Source organism: Kutzneria sp. NPDC052558, assembly GCF_044547355.1.
Taxonomy (GTDB): domain Bacteria; phylum Actinomycetota; class Actinomycetes; order Mycobacteriales; family Pseudonocardiaceae; genus Kutzneria.
In genome coordinates this window covers 106,292-120,124 of the sequence record NZ_JBIUAG010000034.1, presented here as the reverse complement: position 1 = coordinate 120,124, position 13,833 = coordinate 106,292, and the positions used below count along the sequence as shown (strand labels likewise).

Genomic DNA, 13,833 nt, shown 5'->3' with positions numbered 1-13,833 from the left:
AAGCTTCTTGCGTATCGAGGCAGGCGGAGCCTGCCCGATAGCGCCTTGATACGCCATCGCCCAGAGGTCTCCACACAAAATCCACCCGGAGCCACTAACCAAACTGGCCCACCCCACCCCCAACCGCACAACGGCCCCACCTCTCAACGCAAACCCCACCCCACGGCAACCGCGCGGCGCGGGCACCAGAACCACACCCACACCCTCTTCAGCCGCAGCCGCTCCCACTCTCGGCCCTGGGTCCCCGCTCCCGTTCCCCGCGCTAGGCCTCTCCCCAGCCGCCCGCTCCCCACCCCCACGCCGCCGGCCCGGCCCCGCCCCGCCCCTGCACCGCCTTCCCCCTGACCAGCCCTGACCAGCCCTGATCACCCCTGATCACCCCCGGACCAGGTCGAACTCTTCCCACGGTCCGATGGCCGTTCGGTTGGCGATCAGCGCCGCCGCACCCGCGTTGTCGGCGCACACCAGATTTCCGTTGGCGTGGGCGCGGAAACTCGCACTGCCGTCGGGGTTGCTCACCAGGTCGAACTCTTCCCACGGCCCGACGGCCGTGCGGTTGGCGATCAACGGCGCACCGCCGGCGTTGTCGGCGGTGACGAGATTCCCGTTGGCGTGGGCGCGGAAGCTCACGCTGCCGTCGGGGTTGCTCACCAGGTCGAACTGCTCCGACGAACCGATCGCCGTGCGGTTGGCGATCAACGGCGCGGCGCCGGCGGTGACGTACTCGCTGTTGGCGTGGGCGCGAATGCTGACCACGGGGGTGGCGGCGGTGCCGAACACCGCCAGGTCGACGGCGTTGGCGATGGCCTGGAGGCCGGCTTCGTTGGGGTGCAAATGGTCGCCGGCGTCGTACGACGGCAGGTACCAGGTGGGCCGGCTGGGGTCGTGGGTGGCGGTGTCCTGGTCGACGACGCCGTCGCAGCCGTTGCCAGCGCTGCGGACGAACGCGTTGAAGGCTTCGCGGGCGGTTTCGCCTTGCTGCGTCCAGTAGCCCGCGCCCTGGTACGGGGTCAGGGTGGAGCAGAGGAACTTCAGCCCACGGGCGTGGGCCCGGGACACGAGCTGCTTGGCCCCGGTGATGAGCTGGTCGGCCGACGGCGGCGGGCTGGTGGAGCCGAGGTCGTTGATCGGGTCGTCGGAGAAGATCACCCACTTGGCCCCGGGCTGGTTGAGCACGTCCCGGTCGAAGCGGTTGAGGGCGCTGGGCCCGGCGCCGTCGACGAGCAGCCGGTTGCCGCTGATGCCTTGGTTGAGCACGCCGACGGGCCGCCCGGTCTGGGCCAGCCGGGTGGCGAGGTCGTTGGGCCACCGGCGGTTGTCGTCGGTGCCTGAGGCGACGCCGTCGGTGATGGACGCGCCGAGCGTGACGACCGCGCCGGGCGAGTTGGCGTTCTGCACGTCCAGGTTGGCCAGGAAGGAGTAGCTGCCGGTGGTCTGCGCGCCGGACAGTGTGGCGTTCCCGCTGACGTCGCCGCCGGCGATGTAGTTGGTGGCGTTGCCCTGCTGGTGAAAGGTCGACGCCCCGGTGGCCTGCGGCAGGTACATGCTGACGGCCACGTCGGCCAGCGCCGGCACGGCGAACGCGACCGAGTCGCTCACCGCGAGCCCGCCGGCCGGGATGGTGGTCGTCCGCTGGCCGCCGAAGGTCACGGCATGGTCGTTGGTGACGGTCGAGCCGGAAGTCCGTTGCGCCACATGGACATCGGCGACGTTCAGCGGCGCGGAGCCGAAGGCGTTGGAGATCTCGACCCGGGCGGCGGTGCCGCCGATGCTGGTGTGCACGACCTGGCGCAGCGTCTGCTGGTTGAACGAAGGTCCGCCGGCCTGCGGGGAAACCGACCAGGTCCCCGTCCACGGCGTGTCCTCCGGTTGGGCGGCGGCCGGATGCGTGAGGGCGGCGGCCACCAGCAGTGCACCGCAGACGGTCGAGAGCAGTCGCGTGGACACGAGTCCTCCACATTTCCGATGCAGGGACCGCCACGGTACGAGCCCGCCACGGGTTGCCGCAATGTGTCGATACTGTGAAGAAAATTCCTGACAAATTGCTGCAAACCGTTGCGGGTGACGCCACCTGCGGTGATAGAGATCCAAGGTATCGTCAACTTCGGCGGCCTGAACATAGTCCGAGCTGCGGCAACTGGACATCGGTTCGGCCTAGCGCTACCGCACCTCCGAGGTCATATGTAACGCGGCGGCAGCTTGACGCATACCGATATGGGCATATGATTGCCGGCATGGCACGGGCAGCGACGACCTCGGACGTGTTCAACGCGATCGCCGAGCCGCAGCGCCGGGAGATCCTGGCGCTGCTGCGAACGGGGGAGCGGCCGGTGACGGACCTGGCCCGGGAGCTCGGTCTGACCCAGCCGGGGGCGTCCAAGCACCTGCGGGTGCTGCGCGAGGTCGGGCTGGTGCGCGACCGCAAGGCCGGCAAGCAGCGCCTGTACGGCCTGGACGCCCGTGGGCTTCGGCCCGTGCACGAGTGGACCGGCGGTTTCGAGCGGTTCTGGAACGCCAGCTTCGACCGTCTGGACGCGTACGTGCAGGACCTCAAGCAGGAAAGGCAAGGGGAGTAGCTGATGAGCACGACCGACCGCGAGATCGTCATCTCCCGGGTCATCGACGCACCACGGGAGCTGGTGTTCGAGGCGTTCACCGAGGTTCGGCACCTGTCGCGGTGGTGGGGGCCGGAGGGGTTCACCACGACCACGCGGGCCTTCGAGTTCCGCGTCGGCGGGGAGTGGCGGTTTGTCATGCACGGCCCGGACGGCACGGACTACCAGGAGTGGATCTCCTGGGCCGAGATCGCCCCGCCGGAGCGGATCTCCTTGCGGCACGGGGAGTTTCGCGACGATCCGAACGCCTTCGATTCGGTCATCACGTTCGCGCCCGACGGCGCGGCGACCCGGATCGAGATGCGCACTGTGTTCCCCACCAAGCAACTGCGTGACGAGGCTGTGGAGAAGTACCACGCCATCGAAGGCGGGCAGCAGACCCTGGGCAACCTGGCCGCCTACGTGGCCGAGATCGTGGAGGACTGATGGCCGGCAAGGTGTTCTTCAGCGTGTCGATGTCGCTGGACGGGTTCATCGCGCCCGAGACGTCCGAGGAGTTGATGGGACGGCAGTGGATGGAGTTGCAGCGGTGGATCTTCCCGCTGCGGTCCTTCCGGGAGAACCTCGGGCTGGGCGAAGGCGGCGAAGAAGGCCGCGACAACGACATCGTGCGGGAGACGTTCGCACGTACCGGCGCGAGCGTCATGGGCAAGCGCATGTTCGACGCCGGCGAGCGGATGTGGCCGGAGAACGCCCCGTTCCACACGCCGGTTTTTGTTGTCACGCATGAGAAGCGCGACCCCTGGGAACGGCCGGGCGGCACCACCTTCCACTTCGTCAACGACGGCGTCGAGGCCGCGGTGGAGCAGGCCCGCGTCGCCGCCGGCGACCGTGATGTCCGCATTGCCGGCGGCGGCGCGACGATCCTGGAGCACGTGAACGCCGGCCTGGTCGACGAGTTCACCATCGCCTTGTCGCCCGTGCTGTTCGGCGCCGGGGTTCGCCTGTTCGAGGGCGTGGATGCTAGTCGCGTTGCCCTGGAACAGGTTCGCGCGGAGTCGTCGCCGCGGGTGACGCACCTGACCTACGTCGTCCGGCAACGTCAGTGAGACGCCGCCGCAAAGTAGGCGTCGACGACCGCGTCGTCGACGTCGGCCAGGGTGGACGGCGACCAGCGCGGGGAGCGGTCCTTGTCGATGATCTGCGCGCGGATGCCCTCGATCAGCTCGGCGGTGCCGAAGGCGTGCCGGGCGAGCCGATATTCCTGGGCCAGCGCCGATTCCAGGTCGGGCAGTGCGGCGGCCTGCCGGAGCGCGCGTAGCGTGACCTTGAGCGCGGTGGGGGATTTGGTCTCGATCTCCTTGGCCGCCGCCGCGGACCCGTTGGCCCACAGCCTATCCAGGATTTCCTCCACTGTGGACGCCGAGTAGCACCGGTCGATCCACTCGCGGTCGGCCGCCACCGCGCTCGGCGGCGCAGGCTCGGAGAGGGCGGCCAGCGCGGCGTCGGGCGTCTGGGCGGCCAAGGCGTCGAACAGATCCGGCAGCCGGTCGCTCGGCACGAAGTAGTCGGCGAGTCCACAGTGGATCGCGTCCGCCCCGGACAGCTGCGCCGCCGTGAGGGCCATGTGCACACCGGTCTGCCCCGGCGCCCGAGACAGCAGATATGTGCCGCCGACATCGGGGATGAAGCCGATGCCGACCTCCGGCATCGCGACCCGGGACCGTTCGGTGACCACCCGGTGGCTGCCGTGGGCCGAGACGCCGACCCCGCCGCCCATCACCAGGCCGTCCATGATCGCCACGTACGGCTTGGGGTAGCGGGCGATCTGCGCGTTCAGCCGGTACTCGTCGGCCCAAAACGTCAGCGACTCGGCGCCGCCGGCCTTCGCGTCCTCGTAGATGGAGCGGATGTCGCCGCCGGCGCACAGCCCGCGCTCGCCCGCGCCCTCGATGACCACGGCCCGCACGGCCGGATCGTCACGCCATCGGTCCAGCTGTGCGCTGATCGCCTTCACCATGGCGTGGGTGAGGGCGTTCAGCGCCTTCGGCCGGTTCAGCGTGATCCGGCCGATCCCGCTGCGCACAAGGAAATCGACTTCGGGCATGCCGCACCATAAAGTAGGACGTCCAACTATGTCGAGCGCCTGTGACGTGGCCCTCCGCCGTGCCGACGGGCCAGCGTGACGAACGCAACTGCGCCACGGCTCTTGCGCCGGCGGCTAGAGTGGGCCCCGCAGCTGGTTCGGCCGTCCCCCGGGACGGTCGTCGCAAGAGGGAATCCGGTGCGAATCCGGGACTGCCCCGCAGCGGTGAGTGGGAACGACCGCCGTCACACAGCACTGGGCCCGACGGGCCTGGGAAGCGACGGCCAGTAGGCACGAGCAGTGCGCCCGCGAGTCCGAAGACCTGCCCGCTGTGCGTCCCACGACCGTGGGGCGCTGGCTGAGACCTCGTGGGCGGGTCCTCGCCGAGCCTCACCTGCGGCCGCCGGGCCGCCGGGGTGGGCTCGTCGCGGCGTGCCCCCGGGGTCCACGTGGACTCGCGAAGGAGAGCCCCGTGACACCGACCACCAGCCGTGCCACCCTGCACGGCTATCCGCGGCAGGGCGCGGACCGCCAGTTGAAGAAGGCGATCGAGGCCTACTGGGCCGGCCGGACCGACGCGAGCGCCCTGCTGGACACGGCCCGTGAGCTGCGGCTGAGCAACCTCGCCGAGCTGCGCGAGGCCGGTGTGGACGAGATCCCGAGCAACTACTTCTCGTTCTACGACCATGTCCTGGACACCGCTGTGCTGCTGGGCGCGATCCCGCGGCGGCACCTCGACGCCGTGCCCGACGTGTCGACGCCGAAGGGCCGGCTCGACCGCTACTTCGCCCTGGCTCGCGGCAATGCAGACGTGCCGCCGCTGGAGATGACCAAGTGGTTCGACACCAACTACCACTACCTGGTGCCCGAGCTCGGTCCGGACACCGAGTTCACCCTGGACGCGAGCAAGCCGTTGGCGGAGTTCGCCGAGGCGCTGGCGCAGGGCGTGACCACCCGCCCGGTGCTGGTCGGACCGGTGACGTTCCTGTTGCTGGCCAAGGATCCCACCGACACCGTGGGCTTCCGGCCACTGGACCTGCTGGACAAGATCGTGCCGCTCTACGCGGACCTGCTGGCGCAGTTGCGCGCGGCCGGGGCCGAGTGGGTGCAGCTGGACGAGCCGGCGCTGGTGACCGACCAGCCGGCCGAGGTGCTGGACAAGGTCGCCTCGACCTATGCCGCGCTGGCCGCCGTGCCGAACCGGCCGAAGATCCTAGTCGCCTCGTACTTCGACCGCCTCGCCGACGCGTTGCCGGTGCTGGCCGAGTCCCCGGTCGAGGGCCTGGCCGTCGACTTCACCAACAACGCCGCCGCCAACCTGGCGGGCCTGGCCGCGATCGGCGGCGTCCAGGACAAGCGCCTGGTCGCCGGCGTGATCAACGGCCGCAACATCTGGGCCGCCGACCTGTCGGCCGCGCTGGCCACCCTGGGCACGCTGCTGGGCCTGGCCGGCTCGGTCGACGTGGCCGCCTCTTCGTCCCTGCTGCACGTCCCCTACGACGTGACGCTGGAGACCGACCTGGACCCGGAGATCGCGGGCTGGCTGTCGTTCGCACGGCAGAAGGTCGCCGAGATCGTCACCCTGCGCCGCGGCCTGACCGAAGGCCGCGCCGCGATCAGCAATGCCTTGCTGGTCAACGAAAACCGGCTGGCGTCGCGGGCCGCGTCGCCGATCGTGCGGGTGCCGGCCGTGCGTGCGCGGGTCGCCGCGGTGACCGACGCCGACGAGCACCGGACCAGCCCGTACGGCAAGCGCCGGCAGGCCCAGCAGGAGCGGCTGCGCCTGCCGGAGCTGCCGACCACGACCATCGGCTCGTTCCCCCAGACCGCCGAGCTGCGCAAGGCCCGCGCCGCGCTGCGGGCCGGGAAGCTGGACCACGCCGGCTACCAGGAGGCCATGCGGGCGGAGATCCGCTCGGTCATCGGCGAGCAGGAGCGGATCGGGCTGGACGTGCTGGTGCACGGCGAGCCCGAACGCAACGACATGGTCCAGTACTTCGGCGAGCAGCTGGCCGGATTCCTGGCCACGCAACAGGGTTGGGTGCAGTCCTACGGCACCCGCTACGTCCGGCCGCCGATCATCGTCGGCGACGTGTCCCGCCCGTTGCCCATGACCGTCGAGTGGTCGACCTACGCGCAGAGCCTGACCGACAAGCCGGTCAAGGGCATGCTGACCGGCCCGGTGACGATGCTGGCGTGGTCGTTCGTCCGTGACGACCAGCCCGAGGGCGACACCGCCCGCCAGGTCGCGTTGGCGCTGCGGGACGAGGTCGTCGACCTGGAGGCCGCCGGGATCTCGGTGATCCAGGTGGACGAGCCGGCGCTGCGCGAGACGCTGCCGCTGCGGACCGCCAACCGCGCCGGGTACCTGGACTGGGCCGTGGCCTCGTTCCGGCTGGCGACCTCGGGCGTGCGGGACGAGACCCAGGTCCACACCCACATGTGCTACGCCGAGTTCGGCGACGTGCTCCAGGCCATTGTGGACATGGACGCCGACGTGATCAGCCTGGAGGCGGCCCGCTCCAACATGGCCATTGTGGACGGTCTGGCCCGGGCCGGCTATCCGAACGAGGCCGGGCCGGGCGTGTGGGACATCCACTCGCCGCGAGTGCCCTCGGTCGAGGAGATCGTGGGACGCCTTCAGGTCGCCACCGCGGCGTTCCCGGTCGAGCGGCTGTGGGTGAACCCCGACTGCGGGCTCAAGACCCGCGGCTACCCCGAGGTTCGGGCGACGCTGGCGAACCTGGTCGCCGCCACCGGGCAGCTCCGGGCGCGTTAGTGGATCCGCGTTCACCGTGGCGGGCGGCACTGCCGCCCGCCGCGGTCTTCGCGCGACGTCAGTCCAGCAGGTCGAGGATGTCGTCGGCGTGCTCTTCCTCCTCTTCCAGGATGGATTCCATCAGCCGCCGGGTGGTCGGGTCGCTGTCGCCGATCCAGCGGATGATCTCCTGGTACGAGGAGATGACGATCCGCTCGGCGACCAGGTTCTCCTCCAGCATCCGGCGCAGGTCGGACTCGTCGGTGGTGACGTACTCGGTGTGGGCGCGGGCGGCCAGCGTCGCCGGATCGAAGTCGGGCGAGCCGCCGAGCTGGCTGATCCGCTCGGCGGCGCGCAGCCCGTGGTCCATCTCCTGCTTGGCGTGCTCGCGGAACTCGGCCGCGACTTGGGCGCGGTCGATGCCGGTGGCGGCGATGGCGTGCTGGCTGTAGCGCAGGAAGCAGACCACCTCGGTCGCCACGACGTCGTTGAGCAGCTCGATGAGACGCTTGGTGTCGCCCTGATAGGTTCCGGTCACCGGACCGTCCTGCATCTTGGCGCGGGCGTCTTCGCGGATCTTGGTGACGTCGATCGCGAACTGGTTGTCCATCGAGTCCTCCTCAAGGTGTCTGCCCGAGCGGGTACCCGCGCCGCCGCGGTCCATTCACGGGGATTACCCGCGCTGTGACTGGGTAATCCACTAGGCATGAGTGCGGGCTACGAGGTCGGCACGGTCGAGGCGGCGGCGTACACGGTGCCGACCGACGGCCCGGAGGCCGACGGGACGCTGTCCTGGGACGCCACGACGATCGTGGTGGTGACGGTTCGAACGCGGGCCGGGACGACCGGCATCGGCCACACCTACGGGCACGAGTGCCTGACGGGCCTGATCTCCGGCCTGCTGGCGCCGCGGGTGGTGGGGATGGACGTGCGGGAGACGTCGACGGCGTGGGAGGCGATGCGGTCGGCGATCCGCAACCTGGGCCGGCCCGGGCTGTGCTCGATGGCGATCGCGGCCGTGGACATGGCGTTGTGGGACGCCAAGGCCCGCCTGCTCGGCGTGCCGCTGCATCGGCTGCTGGGCGGCAGTCGGGCCGAGGTGCCGGTGTACGGCTCCGGCGGTTTCACGACTTACTCCCGGGACGATCTGGTGGCGCAGCTGGCCGGCTGGGTGGAGCAGGGCATTCCGCGGGTGAAGATGAAGATCGGCATCTCGCCGCAGGACGACCTCGCCCGGGCCCGGGCTGTGCGCGCGGAGATCGGCGACGATGCGGAGCTGTACGTGGACGCCAACGGCGCGTACGACCAGGTGACCGCCCGGCGGCTGGGACTGCGGCTGCTGGAGGAGGCCGGCGTGTCGTGGTTCGAGGAGCCGGTCAGCTCCGACGACTTGCGGGGCCTGGCCGACCTCACGCGCACGCTCCCGTTGGATGTGACCGCGGGGGAGTACGGCTATCACCTGGAGTACTTCCTCGCCATGGCCCCGTGTGTGGACGTCATGCAGGCCGACGTGACCAGGTGCGCCGGCATCACCGAGTGGCTGCGGGTCACCGCCGGCACCGTGCGGCCGGTGTCCGCGCACTGTGCGCCGTCGGCTCACGTGCATGTCGCGACGGTGCCGCCTGGCCTGCGGCACATCGAGTTCTTCCACGACCACGTGCGCATCGAGCGGATGCTGTTCGACGGCGTGCTGGAGCCGGTGCAGGGCCACCTCGTGCCGGCCGAGACCGAGGGAAACGGGCTGGTGCTCAAGGCAGCCGACGCGGAGCGCTTCCGCGTGGCCTGAGCGGGGTATCCGTCTCGTGTGGACGGACAGGACTGCATGCCGCATGTGTTGCGGGAATACGCGCTGGTGGCCGACGGCGAGCGTGGGGCGCTGATCGACCCGCAGGGCTGCGTGGCGTGGATGTGCGCGCCGCGCTGGCACGACGACGCGGTGTTCGGCGGGCTGATCGGAGGCGGCGGGCACTGCCAGGTCGCGCCGGCGGATCCGTGGCATGTGTGGGGCGGGTTCTACGAGCCGGGCACCCTGATCTGGCACAGCCGGTGGACCACGAGGGACACGATCGTGGAGTGCCGGGAAGCGCTGGCCCTGCCGGCGGATCCGCATCGGGTCGTGCTGCTGCGGCGGATTCTGGCCGTGGACGACCCGGTCGCGATGCGGATCCGTTGCCGGATCGGGCCGCACGAGATCCGGCGTGACGGCGTCATGCGCGTCGATTCCCTCTGGGTGCGTTGGCGTGGCGCGGTCGATGTGCGGCTCGATGACGGTCGCCACCACGACTTCGTGCTGGAGGTCTCCGACCGTCCGTTCGACGGGCCGCCGCCGGATCCCGAGAGCTGTTGGCAGGAAACCGAACACCGCTGGCGGCAGGCCGTTCCCGACTGCTCCGACACGCTCGTGCCCGTCGACACCGCCCACGCCTACGCCGTGCTGCGCGGCCTCACCTCCGCCACCGGCGGAATGGTCGCCGCCGCAACGACTTCCCTGCCCGAACGGGCCAAGGACGGCGGCGACTACGACTACCGGTACGCCTGGATCCGTGACCAATGCTATGTCGGCCAGGCGGTTGCCGCCCACGGGCCGCATTCGCTGCTGGACGACGCCGTGCGGTTCGTCGCCGAGCGGATCCTGGAGCACGGACCCGACCTGCGCCCCGCCTACACCGTCACCGGCGGCCAGATCCCGGACCAGCGCGACCTGGACCTGCCCGGCTATCCCGGCGGGACCGACCGGGTCGGCAACCGGGTGCGGCGCCAGTTCCAGTTGGACGCCTTCGGCGAGGCACTGCTGCTGTTCGCCGCGGCCGCCGGGCGTGACCGCCTGACTCCGGAGGCCTCACAGGCGGTCGGTGTTGTCGTGGACGCCATCGACCGGCACTGGCGGCGGTCCGACGCCGGCATCTGGGAGCTGGAGGAACGGTCCTGGACCCACTCGAACCTGACCTGCGTCGCCGGTTTGCGGCGTACCGCCGAGTCCACCCAGACCAACCGATGCAGTGCCCTGGCCGACGCCATCCTGGCCGAGACCGCCCGGACCTCGTTGCACCCCACGGGTCGGTGGCAGCGTTCCCCGGACGACGATGCCGTAGACGCCGCCCTGCTGCTGCCGGCGCTCCGGGGCGCGGTGCCGGCCGATGATCCCCGCACCGCGGCGACCGTGCGGGCCGTTCGGGACGATCTCGGCCGGGATGGCTACGTGTACCGCTTCCGGCCCGACCAACGGCCTCTGGGCGCGGCCGAGGGTGCCTTCCTGATCTGCGGCTTCTGGCTCGCCTTGGCCGAACAGCAGCAGGGCGACGCCATCGCCGCCGCCCGCCGATTCGAACGCAACCGCGCCGCCTGCGGGCCGCCCGGGCTGTTCACCGAGGAGTACGACGTCGGCCAACGGCAGCTCCGCGGCAACCTGCCCCAGGCCTTCGTGCACGGCATGCTCTTGGAGTGCTCGGCCCGCCTGGCCCGGGACTGGTCAGCGTGAGCGGCGGACCAGCCAGGCCAGAGCGGGGGCGGCGACGGTGGCGAGGGCAGCTGCCGCAACGGCCGTCCGCGCCGCCCTGCCCGGCGCGGAGGGCCGCCCGGGTCGAGGCTGCTTCCCTTGCAGGGCAGCCGCGAGCACTTCGGCCAGGTGCATCGGCCGGTGGTCCACATCGGACTGGTCGATCTGGGTCCGGCAGCTGAAGCCGTCGGCCAGCACGAGAGTGCCCGGGCCGGCGCCCCGCAACTCCGGTAGGAGCTTGTCCTCGGCGCAGGCCATGGAGACCTCGTAGTGCTCCTTCTCGAAGCCGAAGTTGCCGGCGAGGCCGCAACAGCCGGCGTCGAGGACGTCGACGTCGATGCCGTAGTGGCGCATGAGTTTCTCGTCAGTGCCGAAGCCGAGCACCGCATGGTGGTGGCAGTGGGGTTGGGCCACGGCCTGCAACCCGACTGTCGGGGGACGCCAGTCGGGGGCGCGTTCGGTGAGGATTTCGGCGAGGGTCTTGGTCTGGTGGGCCAGCCGGTGCGCGTCCTGGTCGCCGTGCAGGAGCTTGGGCAGATCGTCGCGGAACACCGCCGCGCAGCTGGGTTCCAGCACGACGATCGGGGTGCCGTCCCGCAACTGCGGGCGCAGCACGTCCAGTGTGCGGCGGGCGACCTTCTTGGCCACGGAGAGCTGACCGGTGGAGATCCAGGTCAGTCCACAGCAGACAGTCTGATGAGGGCTGATCACCTCGAAGCCGGCGGCCGCCAACACCTGCACGGCGGCCTTGCCGATGGCCGGATGGAAGTTGTTGGTGAACGTGTCCGGCCACAGCAGCACGGCGCCCCTGGAACCGGCCGGTCCGGTCCGGCCGGCGAACCAGCGGGAGAACCGCTGCGCCGCGAACAACGGTGTCGTGCGCTGCTGGGCTATGCCGCCCAAGGCCTTGACCAGCCGGAGGTTCGACACCGAGTTGACCACTGTCGGCGCGAGCGCCGCCAGGCGGGCCCACAGCGGCAGCCAGCCCATGGAGTAGTGCGACAGCGGCCGCAGCCGGCCATCGTAGTGATGGGACAGGAACTCGGCCTTGTACGTGGCCATGTCCACATTGACCGGACAGTCGCTCTGACATCCCTTGCACGCCAGGCAGAGGTCCAGGGCGTCGTGCACGGCCTCGGACCGCCAGCCGTCGGTGATCACGGAGCCGTTGAGCATCTCGAACAGCAGTCGGGCCCGACCCCGGGTGGAGTGCTCCTCCTCACGGGTCGCCCGGTAGCTGGGGCACATCACACCGCTCTCATGGCCCCGGCACTTGCCCACGCCGACACACCGCGCCGCGGCCTTGGCGAAACGGTTGTCGTCATCGGGGTAGGCGAAGGTCGTCGCCGGCTCCCACGGCCGATAGTCGCTGCCCTGCCTCAGGTTCTGGTCCAACCGGTGCGGGTGCACGACCTTGCCGGGATTCATCAGGTCGTCGGGATCGAACAGCGCCTTGACCTTGCCGAAGGCCTCGACCAGACGGTCGCCGAACATCAGCGGCAGCAGCTCGCCCCGGGACTGGCCGTCGCCGTGCTCGCCGGACAGCGAGCCGCCGAAGGACACGACCAGCTCGGCGCTGTGGCGCGCGAACCGCCGGTACTTGGCGACGCCGTCGGCGGTGGTCAGGTCGAACGGGATGCGGGTGTGCACACAGCCGTGGCCGAAATGCCCGTACAGGGAAGCGTTCTCGTACTCGTAGCGCTCCAGGAGGTCGCGGAACTCGCGCAGATAGTCGCCGAGCTTGTCCGGCGGCACGGCGGCGTCCTCCCAGCCCTCATGGGTCTCTGGGCCCTGCGGCGGATAGGCGGTGGCGCCAAGGCCGGCTTCCCTGGCCTGCCAGAGCTCCTCCTCCCGGGCCGGGTCGTCGAGGAAGGCGATGCTGGGAGACTTCAGGTCGTCGCACAGCGCCCGTGCGCGACGGTCGACCTCCTCCTGGTCGGCGCCGGCGAACTGGACCATCAGCCAACCGCTGCCCTTGGGCAGCTGCCTGATGGCCTGCTCGGCCAGATGCTCGCTGTGCTCCAACTGGACCAGTTGCTCGTCGACTCCCTCCAGCGCGACCGGGTTGTGCGGCAGGACGTGCGGCACGCAGTCGGCCGCGTCGGTGATGTCGGGGAACCCCAGCACGACCAGCGTGCGGGCCGGCAGCACGTCGACCAGCCTGATCTCGGCCCTGAGCACGGTCACCAGCGTGCTTTCGCTGCCCACCAGGGCTTGCGCCACGTTGAACCCGTTCTCCGGCAGCAGCGAGTCGAGGTTGTAGCCGGAGACCCGCCGCGGGATCTTCGGGTACCGGGTGCGGATCTCGGCCAGGTAGGTGTCCCGGATGTCGCGCAGCCCCCGGTAGAGCTCGGCCAGCCGGCCGCCGCCGGCGACGATCCGCTCGTAGTCCTCGTCGGAGGTCTCGCCCACCCAGGCCCGGCAGCCGTCGTGGGTGAGGATCTCCAGTCGCACCACGGAGTCCACCATCTTGCCGTACGCCTGCGCGGTCGAGCCGCAGGAGTTGTTGCCGATCATGCCGCCGATCGTGCAGCTGACGTGCGTGGACGGCTTGGGGCCGACCATCAGCCCGTGCCCGGCGAGCTGGTCGTTGAGCCGGTCCAGCGCGATTCCGGGCTCCACGACGGCGGTCTTGGCCGCGACGTCCACGGACACCAGCCGGTCGCAGTACTTGGACCAGTCCAGCACCACGGCCTCGTTGCAGCACTGGCCGGCCAGGCTGGTGCCGCCGCCGCGGGACAGCACGGGCACGCCGGCCTCGTGACAGGCCCCGATGGCGGCGACACCGTCCTCAATGGACCGAGGAACCACCACGCCGATGGGGACCTGGCGGTAGTTGGAGGCGTCGGTGGAGTAAGCGGCCCGGCTGCCGGGGTCGAACCGGACCTCGCCGTGCACTGTCCTGTCGAGTTGCGCAGCGAGGTCCACCTGATCGCCT

General features: G+C 70.5%; 10 protein-coding genes and 1 riboswitch. Of the genes, 6 read left to right on the top strand and 4 right to left on the bottom strand.

Annotated elements, in window-relative coordinates; translation table 11 throughout:
- Positions 1-375: 375 nt before the first annotated feature.
- Complete coding sequence (locus ACIG5F_RS40245; protein WP_396525352.1) at positions 376-1,947, bottom strand: GDSL-type esterase/lipase family protein; 1,572 nt, start codon at positions 1,945-1,947, stop codon at positions 376-378.
- Between the two features lie 287 nt (positions 1,948-2,234).
- Between ACIG5F_RS40245 and ACIG5F_RS40240 the strand changes: the two genes are divergently transcribed.
- Genes ACIG5F_RS40240 through ACIG5F_RS40230 form a run of 3 tightly spaced genes read left to right on the top strand, consistent with a single transcriptional unit; the run spans position 2,235 to position 3,664 of the window.
- Positions 2,235-2,576 (top strand): ArsR/SmtB family transcription factor, encoded by a 342-nt coding sequence (locus ACIG5F_RS40240; protein ID WP_396525351.1) that lies wholly within the window; start codon positions 2,235-2,237, stop codon positions 2,574-2,576.
- A 3-nt stretch (positions 2,577-2,579) separates the two neighbouring features.
- Positions 2,580-3,041 (top strand): SRPBCC family protein, encoded by a 462-nt coding sequence (locus tag ACIG5F_RS40235; protein WP_396525350.1) that lies wholly within the window; start codon positions 2,580-2,582, stop codon positions 3,039-3,041.
- The gene (locus ACIG5F_RS40230) at positions 3,041-3,664 is read left to right on the top strand and encodes a dihydrofolate reductase family protein (RefSeq protein WP_396525348.1); all 624 of its coding nucleotides are present in this window, start codon (positions 3,041-3,043) and stop codon (positions 3,662-3,664) included. Before ACIG5F_RS40235 ends, ACIG5F_RS40230 begins: the two co-directional genes overlap by 1 nt.
- On the opposite strand, the gene ACIG5F_RS40225 is transcribed toward ACIG5F_RS40230, so the two are convergent.
- Positions 3,658-4,662 carry an enoyl-CoA hydratase/isomerase family protein gene (locus ACIG5F_RS40225; protein WP_396525347.1) on the bottom strand — a complete coding sequence of 335 codons (1,005 nt, stop codon included), beginning with the start codon at positions 4,660-4,662 and terminating at the stop codon, positions 3,658-3,660. The genes ACIG5F_RS40230 and ACIG5F_RS40225 overlap by 7 nt on opposite strands.
- Positions 4,663-4,778: 116 nt before the next feature.
- Positions 4,779-4,986: riboswitch (cobalamin riboswitch) on the top strand.
- A 127-nt stretch (positions 4,987-5,113) separates the two neighbouring features.
- On the opposite strand from ACIG5F_RS40225, the gene metE reads away from it, so the two are divergent.
- The gene (gene metE / locus ACIG5F_RS40220) at positions 5,114-7,420 is read left to right on the top strand and encodes a 5-methyltetrahydropteroyltriglutamate--homocysteine S-methyltransferase (protein ID WP_396525346.1); all 2,307 of its coding nucleotides are present in this window, start codon (positions 5,114-5,116) and stop codon (positions 7,418-7,420) included.
- 58 nt (positions 7,421-7,478) lie between these two features.
- Here metE and ACIG5F_RS40215 read toward each other — a convergent pair whose 3' ends face one another.
- Positions 7,479-8,009, bottom strand: coding sequence for a bacterioferritin (locus ACIG5F_RS40215; RefSeq protein ID WP_396525345.1), 531 nt, complete (start codon positions 8,007-8,009; stop codon positions 7,479-7,481).
- A gap of 96 nt (positions 8,010-8,105) precedes the next feature.
- On the opposite strand from ACIG5F_RS40215, the gene ACIG5F_RS40210 reads away from it, so the two are divergent.
- Together ACIG5F_RS40210 and ACIG5F_RS40205 are read left to right on the top strand one after the other, a co-directional pair.
- The gene (locus tag ACIG5F_RS40210) at positions 8,106-9,185 is read left to right on the top strand and encodes an enolase C-terminal domain-like protein (RefSeq protein ID WP_396525344.1); all 1,080 of its coding nucleotides are present in this window, start codon (positions 8,106-8,108) and stop codon (positions 9,183-9,185) included.
- An 18-nt stretch (positions 9,186-9,203) separates the two neighbouring features.
- Positions 9,204-10,877 carry a glycoside hydrolase family 15 protein gene (locus ACIG5F_RS40205; RefSeq protein ID WP_396525343.1) on the top strand — a complete coding sequence of 558 codons (1,674 nt, stop codon included), beginning with the start codon at positions 9,204-9,206 and terminating at the stop codon, positions 10,875-10,877.
- Here the strand turns inward: ACIG5F_RS40205 and ACIG5F_RS40200 are convergent.
- On the bottom strand, positions 10,869-13,823 hold the full coding sequence (locus ACIG5F_RS40200) for an FAD-binding and (Fe-S)-binding domain-containing protein (RefSeq protein ID WP_396525342.1): 2,955 nt from the start codon (positions 13,821-13,823) through the stop codon (positions 10,869-10,871). The genes ACIG5F_RS40205 and ACIG5F_RS40200 overlap by 9 nt on opposite strands.
- Positions 13,824-13,833 lie beyond the last annotated feature (10 nt).

What these genes read in the sequence shown, in the direction of transcription:
- ACIG5F_RS40240 (WP_396525351.1), top strand. Translation starts at nt 2,235, where the DNA reads ATGGCACGGGCAGCGACGACCTCGGACGTGTTCAACGCGATCGCCGAG.
- ACIG5F_RS40235 (WP_396525350.1), top strand. Translation starts at nt 2,580, where the DNA reads ATGAGCACGACCGACCGCGAGATCGTCATCTCCCGGGTCATCGACGCA.
- ACIG5F_RS40230 (WP_396525348.1), top strand. Translation starts at nt 3,041, where the DNA reads ATGGCCGGCAAGGTGTTCTTCAGCGTGTCGATGTCGCTGGACGGGTTC.
- ACIG5F_RS40225 (WP_396525347.1), bottom strand. Translation starts at nt 4,662, where the DNA reads ATGCCCGAAGTCGATTTCCTTGTGCGCAGCGGGATCGGCCGGATCACG.
- ACIG5F_RS40215 (WP_396525345.1), bottom strand. Translation starts at nt 8,009, where the DNA reads ATGGACAACCAGTTCGCGATCGACGTCACCAAGATCCGCGAAGACGCC.
- ACIG5F_RS40210 (WP_396525344.1), top strand. Translation starts at nt 8,106, where the DNA reads ATGAGTGCGGGCTACGAGGTCGGCACGGTCGAGGCGGCGGCGTACACG.